Here is a 13,123-nt window from a genome sequence, read left to right as displayed (position 1 = left end):
GGCGTCAGACCCGATCCGCAGGCGGTCGCCGGAGCCGCCGGACGAGCGAGTGCTCGAGATCGAGTTCCATTTCGAGTTCAGAGAGCTTCCGTTTCGTGACGTCGAAGCCGACGTTCTCGTACACCGTGATGGCACGTTTGTTGCCCTTCGAAACCTCCAGCGTGAGTCCGCTGTGGTCCCTGTCGTCGGCATAGGCGACGAGTTGCTTGATCAGCTCGGTCCCGATACCGTGATTCTGGTACGCCTGATGGACGAAGATCAGGAACTCCGGCTCGCTCGAGTCCGCGGGGACGACCGCGACGTGACCGATCACCCGATCTCCGTCGAGCGCGATCAGGCTCCACCCGTTCGAGTGTAATCGCTCGAGCCAGTCTTCGATTTTCGGTACTGTCGCTGGTGGCAGCCCCATCGACCGGCTGTACTGATCGAGATCGGCGTACATCGAGACGAGCGCGTCCTGATCGTCGGACTCGTATGGCCGAGTCAGAAATAGCGTGTCATCTTTTCCCTCGAACCGCGGACACCGCGGCGGGCAGTAGGGCGTTCCCTGGCACTCCGAGTTGTCCCAGGCGGTACAGGCGGCGCCCGTCGTACCGGTATTCGCGCTCATATCGATTCGTTCTCCCGACAGCCACGTAACGTTCAGCGCGAACATGTTTCGGTTCTCCCGGTCGGAATCCGGCTCGAGAACTCCACTGGACGGCGAGAAACGGGTGTTCACCCGGGTGCGGCTACCGTCCGGTGAACTCGGGATCGCGACCCTCGAGGAAGGCCTCGATCCCTTCGTCTTTATCTTCCGTGGCGAACAGCTGGGCGAACAATTCAGCCTCGTACTCAATGCCTTCCTCGAGTCCCATCCGGGAACTGGCCTTGATGGCGTTCTTGGCGAATTCGAGGGCGATGGGACTCTTCGCAGCCATCGAACCGGCAAGATCGTCGACGCGCTCGTCGAGTCCGTCCTCGTCGTGGACTTCGTCGACGAGACCGATATCCCGGGCCTCCTCGGCGTCGACGAGTTCCCCAGAGAGGATCAGCTTCATTGCCTGGCCCTCGCCGACCAGACGGGGAAGTCGCTGGGTTCCGCCGCCACCCGGGATGATCCCCAGGTTGATCTCGGGCTGGCCGATCTTCGCACCGGACTGGGCGATCCGGACGTCACACGCCATCGCGAGCTCGCAGCCGCCGCCGAGTGCATGCCCGTTGATCCGCGCAATGACGGGGATAGAGGCGGCGTCGACGGTTTCGTAGATTCGCGGGCGCTCACTGGCCTCGCGCTGCTCGACCACGCCACGCTCCCGGAACTCGGTGACGTCCGCGCCGGCGACGAATGCGCCGGATTCCTCGCCGCCCGTGACAACGAGCACGCGCACGACATCGTCCGCGTCGGCGGCGGTGACGGCGTCTTTGAGTTCAGAGCGGACTTGTCCGTTGAGCGCGTTGCGGGCGTCGGGACGCTCGATAGTGACCGTTGCGACGCGGTCGGAGCGCTCACCGATTTCGACCGAGAGCAGGTCGTACTCGTCCGAGAGCTCACTCATCGCTCTCACCCCAGTCGCCGCTCGTGCCGACGCGCTCGCCGTCCTCCCAGACGTAGTAGCCCTCGCCGCTCTTCTTACCGAGCTTGCCCGCCCGTACCTTTCGGCGCAGGGACTGTGGCGGCTTGAATCGCTCGCCGAGCTCCTCGCGGAGGTGTTCGGCGATGTGCAGGCGGACGTCCAATCCGACGTGGTCGGTCAGTTCGATCGGTCCCATCGGGTGGCCGTAGCCGATCTCCATCCCCTCGTCGATATCGGCCGGGCTGGCGACGCCCTGCTCGACCATCCGGATCGCCTCGAGGCCGAGTGCGACGCCCAACCGCGAGGTCGCGAAGCCGGCCGTGTCGCGGACGACGACGTCCGCTTTCTCGATGCCCTGCACGTAATCGACGGCGAACGCCTCAGTGCGCTCGTCGGTCTGCTCGGCGATCACGATCTCGACGAGGTCCATGATGTGGGGCGGGTTAAAGAAGTGCAGTCCCACCGCGCGCTCGGGGTGCTCAAGGGCGCTGGCCATCTCCGTCACGGAAAGCGAGGAGGTGTTCGAGGCGATGACGGTCTCCTCGTCGGTCGCCGCCTCGACGTCCGCGAAGACCTCCTGTTTCAGGTCCATCTCCTCGGGCACCGCTTCGACGACCAGATCGGCGTCCGCGACAGCCGCCTCGAGGTCGGTCATCCCCTCGATGCGCGCTAACGTTTCATCCATCTCGTTCTCAGTGAGCTTGTTTCGGTCGACGCCGCCTTGGAGGTTCTCGCGAATTCCCTCAAGGCCGTCTTCGACGAGGTCCTCTTCGATGTCCCGCAGGACCACGTTGTGGCCCGCCATCGCCGAGACTTGTGCAATTCCGTGGCCCATGCTTCCGGCTCCGAGTACTGTGACCTGCATACACGGACCGACTCGAGTATCGATAAAAAGTGTTTGTATCGATCGTTCACGTGATTCCGCTGCGAGTGGTCCCGTCCTCACGTCGAATTCAGGGCGCGAAGACAGCGGAGAAGCGCCTCGAGACCATCGTGGCGTCGATACCGTATCTCTCGCGAACGGACGTCGTACTCGACGATTCCTTTCTCCGATAGCATCGGTAGGTGAATGTGAATGATCTCGATCTCGATACGGTCGCGATCTGACTGGTCGCCCGACTGCTGGTTTTCGTGATCGATGAGATACGTCGTTACCTCGCCGATAGTTGCCGTCTCGTCGGACGCGTCGATGAAGTACTGCAGGGTCGCTCGTCGGTAGGGATGCTTCAGTAGTTCGAGCATCGCATCCGTTGAGAGGGATCCCTCGAGGTCGGTGAAATCGCACTCTGCTTCCGTTACGCTATCGTCGCTGTTACGGTCGTTGTGGTCCATTCGTAGTCGGTTCGTACGCTGATCCCCATGTGTTCCCATCCTCGACATCAATTTCGGGTATCGATCCCGCTACTTCGATGATGGGACGCTTTCACGATCAAGTTACTGTGCTGTACGGTTCGCCGTTCGAATTCGCCGCTGCGTCTGGCAACTGTAACGTCCGTATTCCTACATAAGTGTAGTGGTTCGTTACTACACACCACACTGAACGCGTGGAACGATGCTGATACTCACAAAAGATTGAATATCTATTCACCTTATCAGATAGCTACACAACGGGCCATCGCCAGTTCGACGAACGGTACCGCACTCGTTCGATTACCACTCGGTTTCGTCTCCGAACGACAGGAGTCGTACCTCTCGTCGATGGAACGCCGACTCAAGCGAGTGTCCGCGTCGACCGACCCAGCGCCCGATTCGACAGCGAGTTCGCCGCGAACCGACTCCCCGTCGATCGGCAGTGATCGGCGATGCAGTTGGAACAGTAAATTCATTTGCAGGAGTATCCGTTCTCCGTCCGTTGAACGTAGTCGTTTGCGACGAGCGACGCGAGTAGCGGGAACAGCGTGAGTTTGGACAAGTCCAGTCGGTGCTGGAGTTCTGACGCCGTCGCTGCATCAGTCTGCCGGAGGGCAAGATAGACGAGTTTGGCCTGTGGCGATTCGAGATCGTCTGGAACTGCGCACTGCTGTTTACTCGTAGACATCATCCATTATCTGTGACAACGAATCCACATATGAATGTTACTTAGTGATGTGTGAACACTAACCAATGGTACTAGATCGAGGTGACAACGGGGGTAGGGCGATGCAAAGAGTGAACACAGTAAGGTGCAAAGAGGGGCTCTCTGCCCCACTACAGACCATCGGCGTCAGCGTCACCGAACATCTGGTTCAGCAGGTAGGCACCATCGCCGATCCAGACTGCAACGGAGCGCTACTGTCGCATGCGATCGCAGTCCGGTCGGCGTCAGTCGGTACCCGCGTCGGTTGGCCTGAACTTGACGCCGTACCGTGGGACGCCTTCCTGCGCGTATATCCGACGGATCGCGGCCTCGACGGTGTCGCCGACCGACACCGACTGCGGATTGACGTCCGTGAGCTGGGCGGGGAGCGTAACCGATCCGTGTTCGGTCTCGAGTGCCACGATCGCGACGGCGTACGCGCCATCGCGTTGCTGGAGGTCCGCGAATTCGGGCGGAGCACCGCCCTGTTCGATGACGGTCACCGCGCGAACCGTCCCGACCCGGGACGCTTCGAACTCCGTGAACTCGACTCGAGCGTGACACTCCTGACAGGCACCGGCGGGCGGGAAGGTAACGCCACCGCAGTTTGGACACGCGCCGGCGACGAGTCGGTATCGGTGATCGAGCGACTGCTGCCAGTTCGGCAAACTCACGTTCGCACCGCCGCCAGCGACCTCGCCGTCGACGATGTATCCGCGCTCGCGGAGGTACGTCGAGTAATCGACCGTCTCCGTCGACTCGAGGTCGTCGATTCCGCGAACCGAAAGCGATCCCTTGCAGGTGAGTGCGGCCGCGCTACCGCCGCCGAAGAAGGCGGCGACGGTCAGTTCGTCGACGTCGGCTCCGTCCAGCGCCGTGAGTAGTCCAACCGGGACCGTCGCCGCGCCGGCATCGCCGATCCGGTCGGCGACGGTCCCCGCAGCCACGGCCTCGGACGAGACCGAGAGATCGCTCGAGATCCGATAGGGGAAGCCACCGTCACGCTGGTGCACCGCCGCACCGGTCGCCTCGGCCGCGTCGATCTCAAGTGATGACACTGCCGTCGTTACCGCCTCGCGAACCGCGTCCCGTTCGTACGTCGTGACTCCCAAGGAGTCGACGTCGCGGTCGCCGCGCTCGCGGAACCGGATCCCCGGCGTCTCGTCGCTGTGCCACGCGACGTCGTCAATTGGAACGACCGGGTCGTCGTCGATCACGAACGCTGCCCCGGCGGCGCCGAACGGATGGTCCGCATCGGCCGGTTCCCCTTCGGGACAGTCGGCGGCGACGACGATAGCGGGCCCGTCAGCGTCGAGCGCACGCGAGAGCGCTTCCGCACCGGCCGCGGTGTGGTGGGTCACAGTCATCGTCGCCACGCCTGCAGGGAGATCAAGCGCTCGAACCAGTCGCGGAACGAAATCGCCCTCCTCGAGCGGCGGAGTGGTCGTCGCGACTGCAACGGTCTCGATCGCTGAGCGATCAACGGCGGCGCCGGCGAGCGCCCGTTGGGCCGCCGCGACGGCCATCGTCAGAGAGTCCTCGTCCGCGGCCGGAACGGCCTTTCGTTCGACGCCCGCGGCGTGACTCGTCTCCCACGCGGCCTCGAGGTCGTCGGCCGAGAGTCGGAACCGAGGAACGTAGACCCCGGCGGCGACGAGCCCCCTCATGCGAGGACCTCCTCCTTTTCGAAAATGTGAACGGTGACCCCGCCACCGCTCCCACCGACGTTGTGCGTGAGTCCGTACCGGGGATCGTCGACTTGGACGTGGGCCTCGCCGCGCAGCTGATCGAAGGCCTCGACGATCTGTCCGGTGCCGGTCGCCCCGATCGGATGGCCTTTCGACTTCAGCCCACCACTGGTGTTCGCCGGGAGTTCGCCGTCGGGATCGGTCACACCCTCTCGGAGCAACCGTCCGGCCTCTCCTCGATCACAGAAGCCGAGGTCCTCGTAGGCCAGGAGTTCGGCGATCGCGAAACAGTCGTGGACTTCGGCGAAGTCGAGGTCGGACGGCTCGATGCCGGCGTCCTCATAGGCGTCTTCGCCCGCTCGGACCGTCGCCGGAATGGACGTCAGCGACTCCCGCTGGAACAATCCCACTCGGCCGCTCGAGGCTCCGGAGCCCGTGACTCGGATCAATTCGTCGCTGTGCTCTCGAGCGACGTCTTCGCTCGCAACGAGAACCGCGCTCGCGCCGTCGGTCGTCGGACAGCAGTGATAGAGGTTGAGCGGATCCGCGACCGGCGGCGCGGAGACCGCGTCCTCGAGCGAGCACTCGAAGCCGAGGTGCGCTTTCGGATTCTGCGCACCGTTACCGTGGTTCTTCACGGCGACGCGGCTCAGGTCTTCGACGGAGGCATCGTATTCGTCCATGTATGCGCTTGCCATCTGTGCATAGACACCGGAGAAGGTGGTTCCGCTCATTCGTTCCCACTCAGTCTCCCCGCTGACACCGAGCCACCAGCGGGTGTGGTCGGAGCTCGCATCGGTCATCACTTCGTATCCGCCGGCCAGTGCGACGTCGACCAGACCCGAGCGGACTGCAGTCACTGCCTGTCGAAACGCGTAGCCGCTCGCGGCACAAGCGTTTTCGACTCGGGTCGTCGGAACGCCGTGAAGCCCGACGTGTTCCGTTACTGCCGGTCCAGAAAGCCCGATCTGACGGCCACCGACGCCAAGTGTTCCGAGGAATGCCTCGTCGATCACGTCCGGCGAAATTTCCTTATCGACGCTATCGATCGCCGCATTGAACGCGTCATCGAACAGGGAGAGGTACGTTCGGTCCGGAAACGAGCCGAACGATGACTGTCCAGCTCCCAGGATGTATGCATCTCGCATGGGTCAAGATATCTGTGCGGGTAACTTATAGATGACCCACGACGGCCGTCCCCAATGTGGCCGGTATCAAACACTTTTTATCGGTCCGTCGGAAAAACGCGGTTGCATGAGTTACACCGGTCCGACAGACCTGTATATCGACGGCGAATGGACTACCGCGGCGAGCGGCGAAACGTTCGCGACCGAAGACCCGGCGACGGAAGACGTCTATGCGGATGTCGCAAAAGCGTCAGAAGAAGACGTCGATCGCGCAGTCGACGCAGCATCCGACGCAGTCGAGCGGGATAGCGACTGGCGCTCGCTCGATCCGCGAAAGCGGGGCGCGTATCTGCACGCCATGGCGGACGCGATCGAAGAACAAAAGGACGAGATCGTTCGCGTCGAGTCCCGCGACAACGGGAAGACGCCGTTCGAGGCCACTCTCGACGTGGATATGGTCATCGATACCTTCCGATATTACGCCGGCTGGACCGACAAGATCGAAGGTGATGAAGTGCCGGTTCCTGGAGATCGGTTGAATTACACCGTTCGAGAGCCGGTTGGCGTCACCGGCCACGTGATCCCCTGGAACTATCCTTTCCAGCTCGCCGGACGAAGTCTCGCGCCGGCGCTGGCCTGCGGGAATACGGCGGTTCTCAAACCGTCCAGCACGACTCCACTATCAGCGCTGTACTACGCCGTCGCGGCGGAAGAAGCAGGACTGCCCGACGGCGTGGTGAACGTCGTGCCCGGTCGCGGGAGCACCGCCGGCAATAGGCTCGTCGAACACCCAGATGTCGATCATATCGCGTTTACGGGAAGCACGGGCGTCGGGAAGGGCGTGATGGAGCAAGCCTCACAGAACGTGACCGGCGTGACGCTCGAGCTCGGTGGCAAAGGACCGAACATTGTCTTCCCAGATGCCGACCTCGACGCGGCCGCCGCCGGCTGTCACTACGGGATCTTCATGAACGCCGGGCAGATGTGCTGGGCGGGCTCGCGGCTGCTCGTTCACGAATCGGTCCACGATGACGTCGTTGACCGTGTCGTCGAACGAGCGGAGGCGACGCCGCTCGGGAGCGGAATCGATGACGACGCCCAGATGGGGCCGACGGTCAGCGAGAGCCAACAGCAGGAGGTGCTCGACTACATCGAGACCGGGAAAGCCGAAGGAGCGACCGTCGCAACCGGCGGCGGCATCCCCGAGAACAGAGAGCAGGGATACTTCGTCGAACCGACCGTGTTCACCGACGTCACGAACGACATGACGATCGCTCGGGAGGAGATCTTCGGGCCGGTCCTCTCAGTCATCGAGTTCTCCGATCAGGAAGAAGCGATCGAAATAGCCAACGACTCACCGTACGGGCTGATGGCCGGAATCTGGACGTCTGACCTCAATACAGCCCACAAAACCGCCGACTACCTCGACTACGGAATGGTTAGTGTCAACGAGTATCCCGTAACGCAGCCACAGACGCCGTTCGGCGGATTCAAACAGAGCGGACACGGCCGAGAACAGGGCACCGAGGCGATCCACGAATATACCCAGACGAAGAACGTTAACGTGAACCTCGAGTGATGACGGTCTTCGATCGCTCTCTCCAATAGCGACGGCTGCGACTCGAAAAGGATCCGACCGTTGCAGTCGCCGAGAGCTATCATGTCCCTCGAGAACTTTTATGGTGGTGTGCCTCGCGTGTAGCACTGTATGAGCCTCATCGAGAACGCGCTTTCCGACGAGCACTGCGAGTTTCGGGAGCGAGCAGCGGCCTTCGCCGAGGACGTCGTCGAGCCGGAAGCCGACCGCATCGAACGAACCGACGAATTTCCGCGAGAGGTAATCGAAGCGGCGGGAGACAGGGGACTGTTAGGGATCCTGCTTCCGGAAGCATACGGCGGAGAGGGATCCGATTTCCTCTCCTACTGTCTGGCGGTCGAGCGGATCGCACAGGCCAGCGGCGCCGTCGCCGAGACTATACAGGGACACACGTTCGCAGCGCTCCCTATTGCAAATTTCGGGACGGCTGCACAGAAAGAAGAGTACCTTGAGTCGATGGCCAGCGGCGATACCGTCGGTGCGATGTTACTGACGGAACCCGACGCCGGGAGTTCGCCGACCGAACTGTCGACGGTCGCCGAGACCGACGAGGACGGGTACTCTCTCAGCGGCGAGAAAGCATTCGGGACGAACGCCGGCATCGCGGACGTCCACCTCGTCGTCGCACGCAAGCGACCTGCGCCCGAGGACGGTCACGGCGTGAGCGTGTTCTTGACTCCCGAAGCTGACGAACAAGAGGGATTCACGTTCGATCGAACGGAGTTCATGGGAATGAAGGGTCACGTAACGGGCGACTCCACGCTCGAGAACGTCTTCGTCGACGAATCGTCACTGCTCGGCGAGATCGGCCAGGGGTTCCGAATCGCGATGGGTACGATCGATATGGCTCGAACGGGTCTGGGAGCGATCGGGACTGGGATTGCCACCGCCGCGTTCGAAGAAGCCGTCGACTACGCCGGGGATCGCGAACAGGGAGGGCAACCGGTCGGAGGATACCAAGCCGTCCAGGTCCTAATCGCAGACATGGATGCGCGACTCGACGCTGCGCGCCACCTCGTCTACAATTCTGCGACAGCGATCGCCAATGGTAACGGAAGTACGCGACAATCGAGCAAGGCGAAGTACGTGGCGAGCGACGCAGCAGAGTTCGTGACCCGAAACGCGATTCAGGTCCATGGTGGAAAGGGATACCGAACCGATCTTCCCCTCGAGCGATACTATCGTGACGCGAAAATCCTGAGTATCATCGGCGGGACGACGGAGATCCAGAAGACAACTGCTGCGAGCGAAGTCTTGGATTTGTAGCGTTGATCTGACCCGAGCCGTTCAGACTGCTTTCCACTTGCGAATCTGGTTTAGTGCTCCCGAGAGCGTCCTATCCTGTTTGGTTCTGACTGCAGTATATTTCGAGAGCAGCCCAGGGTTTTTGTATTGTACGTTCGATACACCTCGTATGGTCGAGACACAGTCTCATGAAGGAGTTATCGACGTTCACGTACACATGAACCCATTCTGGAAAATGAATGACAAGGGATATCGTACTTTCCAAGAACATTCCGCAAACTTCGAACAGAAGGCAGAATTAGCGCGGAACCCCGATCGATTCATCGAGTATCTCGACAGTCAAAATGTCTCTACCGCAGCTATCATCAACTACGTCAGCCCGATTCTCGGATATACCCACGAAACGAACGAGTGGGCAGCAACGTTTCGCGAAGCGTGTTCTGACCGGGTGCTCGCGTTTGGCGGATTCGATCCACGGATCGTCGATAATCCCGCCGCAGAGATCGACAGAGCACTCGCGGAACTCGAACTCGATGGTATCAAAATTCATCCGCCTCATCAGGGAATCGCCGCGAACGACTATCGAGATGATCCGGACACTCGAGGCCTCGACGGACTCGAATTACTGTACGAACGGTGCGCAGAATCGAACGTCCCGGTAACCATTCACACGGGGACGAGTATCTTCCCAGGTGCTCGCTCACGATACGCAGATCCAATGCCGATCGACGATCTGGCTATCGACTTCCCAGACCTCGATATCATTATGGCCCACGGCGGTCGGCCGATGTATACCGAAGAAGCGTGGTTCCTCTTACGCCGTCACGACAACGTATATCTCGATATTTCCTCGTTTCCGCCGTCAAATCTGCTGGATTACTTCCCAGAAATAGAGCGTATCGATGAACGAGTCCTGTTCGGGAGCGATTGGCCCGGTCCGATGGTACCGGATATCAGTGACAATGTCGATGCCGTCCGCGATCTTCCGTTGGCCGATAGAACGATCGACCGCATTCTTCGAGAGAACGCACAGTCGCTCTTCGAGTTGTGAACCACCGTATACGACTTCAGTATACGATGACGAGTCGCTGGCGAGAAGACTGCCGCGAAGAACCGCCCTAATCAGTATCTTCTCTTGCGTTCACGCTCCGGTAGAACGGCTAGCTTTCCGCGAGCGGCATATACGGCTCCCGTATACAAATCAGCGATTATTTACACGCGTACATGTGTAATTCTGTGAGCTGGTCGTGTGAACGAGAATCAAAACTCGCGTGAATACCAGATCGAGGCGATTCCTAGATCGATGTTACGATATCGTGCTCGATGTCGACGGCCTGTGCGTCCTCGTCCAGCAGCGCTACAGTGAGATACGGGACGTAGGACTCGAAGTACTCGATGACCTTCGCGATCCGCTCGGAGTCGATCGCCTCGAGGGAGTCGAGCAGCATGAACGGGACCGTCTTGTAGACGTCGTGGACGAGATAGCCCGCGAGCGCGAACACGAGGCCGGTCACCTCTCGCTCGCTCTCGCTCAGGTGGCCGATCGTGTCCTCGTAGGCCGCGCCGTCGTCGGTGCTGCGGACGATCTTGAGATCGAACGACGACCGCTCGACCTTCCGGCGTCCCTCGCGGACCTCGCGGCGCGTCCGGTCGATCCAGATTCGATCGAGATTGTCGTACTCCAGCACCTCGAGGAGGTTCTCCATGTGTTCGTTGAACTCCTCGACGGCGTCCGCCTCGATCTGGTCGATGCGCGTCCGCAGATCCGTCAGCTCGTCGGTGACGTCGTCGCGACGTTCCTGGAGATCGCCGCGTTCATCGAGGCGCTGTTCGATCTCGTCGATCTCCTCGTCGATCTCCTCGCGCTCGCGTTCCTTGCGTTCGAGTTCGAACTCGAGCTGGTTGACCTCCTTGTGCTGATCGAGGACCCCGCTGTAGTCGTCGGTTTCGAGGTCGTCGATTGTCGACTCGAGATCGTCGATCTCGTCGGTGAGTGCCTCGCGGTCGTCGGTCAGGTCGTCGAGTCGATCCGATCGCCGGTCGAGTTCGTCGTCGATCGAGTCGAGACGGCGCTGGGTCTGCCGGTACTCGGTCTTGTTCTCGTTGATCTCCGAGAGCGTCTCCCGCCGCTCGTCGAGTTCGGAGCTGATCTCAGAGCGCTCTTCGATGCGCTCCTGTTGGACGGACCGGAGCTGTTCGATCGTCGTCTCGATCTGGTCGCGGGGAACCGACGAGCCGCAGGTCCAGCAGGTGACCGATTCCGAGTCCTCGAGCAACTGGTCCGTAACCGGGCCGTCGTCCTCGTCGGCAGCGGTGTTGGGGAGTACTGATTCCTGTTCGTCGAGCAGTTGCTCGTTGAACTGGATCGTACTCTGTAACTGTGAGATCTCGTCGGAGAGTTCCGCCTTCTCCGTCTGGAGGGTATCGATTTCGGCTTCGAGGCGGCTGACTTCCGTCTCATCGCCCGACGAGAGCGATTCGAGGCGCGCCTCGACCTCGTCGCGTTCGTCCTCGAGGGCCTCGATACTCTCGCGTTCGGTCTCGATGCGGTCACGGACGGTTTCGAGCTCCGAGCGAGTGTCGCGGAGCTCCGCGAGCTTCTCCTCAAGTTCAGACTGCTCCTCCCGTCGCTGTTCGACGTCGACGTTCGTCTCTTCCAGTTCCTCGCGGGCCGACTCAAGGTCTGCCTGAAGCGACTCGATCTCGTCGGTTAGACGGGTCCGTTTCGCCTCGAGATCGGGCAACCGGTTCTCGAGATCATCGAGTTCGGACAACCGCTCGTCGAGGTCTCGTTTCTGCTGTTCGTACTGCTCGATTTCGGCCTGTATCGCGTCGATGTCGACCGGTCGCATGATCAACTCGCGGAGGTCGTCGCCGCGGGCGACGGCCTGTCGCGCTTCGTTGGTTTCGAGCAGGAACGCGAACAGATCGGCGAGCTCCGGGTCGTCGAGATAGGGATCGCCGTCGGTGACGATCGTTCCGCCTCGCCGCTCGAGCGTCCGTCGATACGTCTCGTCGCCGAACTCGAGGGCCGCGTGGCCCTCCTCGGCGTCGGCTTTGAGACTCGCCTGTTCGCTCCCGAGCGCCGCCATAATCGCTTGCAACAGTGACGTCCGGTTAGTCGCGTTGCGACCAGAAAGCACTGTCACTCCCCGGTGAAACGTAACTTCCGACTCGCTGATTCCCCCGATATTGTCGACTGAAAGGGTGGCTGTCCTCGGAATATCCCGTTGTTTCGCATCCAGTCCAGATTCCATGCACCGGTGTACTGCCCCCACACATATAGATATTTCCACTTTGGCTACTCGTGAGAATTTGCCGGTTTCAGGTGTTGAACGGTCGATGTGTGATTACACATCGTCCGCTTCCCGCGCGTGGTAATCGAACAACTCGCTCGTCGAGGAGTTCCCTGATGGTATACTCCTGGAGACAGTCCTCGCAGGTCACCGCGACCGAGACGGTCACGTCGAAGTTGCCGGTAACGACGGCGTCGTTGCGCTCGAACTGAGCGACGGTATCCTGGGAGCCTCGAGTTTCGCTCCGAGACAGTTGGTGAGGTGGTTATAGACCGTCTGATGGGAGACAAAATCTGATTCGACTCGGTCGACCAGAACGCCGTCTCGCTGGAGTTCGTTTCGCGTCTGAACCTGGGTCCCGCTGCTGACGGCGTCGAGGCCCGCGGGCTCGTACTGCGTCGCGACTCGGCTGAGCTTGCACATACACACTGCCTCCAAATCGGGCGAACTGGATCGATCGGTCACTACGTCCCTGTAGCGGTCAGGAGACGAAAAGCGTTCAGAACCTCGCCGTCTTCGGAGACCGGAGTTAGCATTCGAGGCGATCGCTCTCGATTT

At 61.0% G+C, this 13,123-nt stretch carries 11 protein-coding genes and 1 pseudogene; 3 read left to right on the top strand and 9 right to left on the bottom strand.

The features are described 5' to 3' along the window. Positions 1-4: 4 nt before the first annotated feature. The 7 genes from WD430_RS21270 to WD430_RS21240 all read right to left on the bottom strand — a co-directional run bounded on the left by WD430_RS21270 (position 5) and on the right by WD430_RS21240 (position 6,448). Positions 5-610 (bottom strand): GNAT family N-acetyltransferase, encoded by a 606-nt coding sequence (locus WD430_RS21270; RefSeq protein WP_339106198.1) that lies wholly within the window; start codon positions 608-610, stop codon positions 5-7. A 121-nt stretch (positions 611-731) separates the two neighbouring features. Then, complete coding sequence (locus tag WD430_RS21265) at positions 732-1,538, bottom strand: enoyl-CoA hydratase-related protein (RefSeq protein WP_339106197.1); 807 nt, start codon at positions 1,536-1,538, stop codon at positions 732-734. Continuing rightward, complete coding sequence (locus WD430_RS21260) at positions 1,531-2,421, bottom strand: 3-hydroxyacyl-CoA dehydrogenase family protein (RefSeq protein WP_339106196.1); 891 nt, start codon at positions 2,419-2,421, stop codon at positions 1,531-1,533. The genes WD430_RS21265 and WD430_RS21260 overlap by 8 nt, the downstream gene beginning before the upstream one ends. A 77-nt stretch (positions 2,422-2,498) precedes the next feature. Beyond that, complete coding sequence (locus WD430_RS21255) at positions 2,499-2,888, bottom strand: hypothetical protein (protein ID WP_339106195.1); 390 nt, start codon at positions 2,886-2,888, stop codon at positions 2,499-2,501. A gap of 490 nt (positions 2,889-3,378) precedes the next feature. After that, positions 3,379-3,594, bottom strand: coding sequence for a MarR family transcriptional regulator (locus WD430_RS21250; RefSeq protein ID WP_407067157.1), 216 nt, complete (start codon positions 3,592-3,594; stop codon positions 3,379-3,381). Between the two features lie 263 nt (positions 3,595-3,857). Continuing rightward, positions 3,858-5,279: an OB-fold domain-containing protein gene (locus tag WD430_RS21245; protein ID WP_339106193.1), complete on the bottom strand. Its 1,422-nt coding sequence runs from the start codon at positions 5,277-5,279 to the stop codon at positions 3,858-3,860. Next, positions 5,276-6,448 carry a thiolase domain-containing protein gene (locus WD430_RS21240; protein ID WP_339106192.1) on the bottom strand — a complete coding sequence of 391 codons (1,173 nt, stop codon included), beginning with the start codon at positions 6,446-6,448 and terminating at the stop codon, positions 5,276-5,278. The genes WD430_RS21245 and WD430_RS21240 overlap by 4 nt, the downstream gene beginning before the upstream one ends. Positions 6,449-6,554: 106 nt before the next feature. Here WD430_RS21240 and WD430_RS21235 point away from each other — a divergent pair, with 106 nt between their 5' ends. From WD430_RS21235 to WD430_RS21225, 3 genes are all read left to right on the top strand, one after another. After that, positions 6,555-8,006, top strand: coding sequence for an aldehyde dehydrogenase family protein (locus tag WD430_RS21235; protein ID WP_339106329.1), 1,452 nt, complete (start codon positions 6,555-6,557; stop codon positions 8,004-8,006). 129 nt (positions 8,007-8,135) lie between these two features. Continuing rightward, the gene (locus WD430_RS21230; protein WP_339106191.1) at positions 8,136-9,290 is read left to right on the top strand and encodes an acyl-CoA dehydrogenase family protein; all 1,155 of its coding nucleotides are present in this window, start codon (positions 8,136-8,138) and stop codon (positions 9,288-9,290) included. A 148-nt stretch (positions 9,291-9,438) separates the two neighbouring features. Then, positions 9,439-10,320, top strand: coding sequence for an amidohydrolase family protein (locus tag WD430_RS21225; RefSeq protein ID WP_339106190.1), 882 nt, complete (start codon positions 9,439-9,441; stop codon positions 10,318-10,320). Positions 10,321-10,564: 244 nt separating this feature from the next. Here the strand turns inward: WD430_RS21225 and WD430_RS21220 are convergent, their stop codons facing one another. Beyond that, positions 10,565-12,526: an archaea-specific SMC-related protein gene (locus WD430_RS21220; protein ID WP_339106189.1), complete on the bottom strand. Its 1,962-nt coding sequence runs from the start codon at positions 12,524-12,526 to the stop codon at positions 10,565-10,567. A gap of 67 nt (positions 12,527-12,593) precedes the next feature. Beyond that, a pseudogene (gene rdfA / locus WD430_RS21215) lies at positions 12,594-12,988 on the bottom strand (rod-determining factor RdfA). Positions 12,989-13,123 lie beyond the last annotated feature (135 nt).

This window comes from Haloterrigena sp. KLK7 (assembly GCF_037914945.1).
GTDB lineage: Archaea > Halobacteriota > Halobacteria > Halobacteriales > Natrialbaceae > Haloterrigena > Haloterrigena salinisoli.
This window is presented reverse-complemented; position numbering and strand designations above follow the sequence as displayed.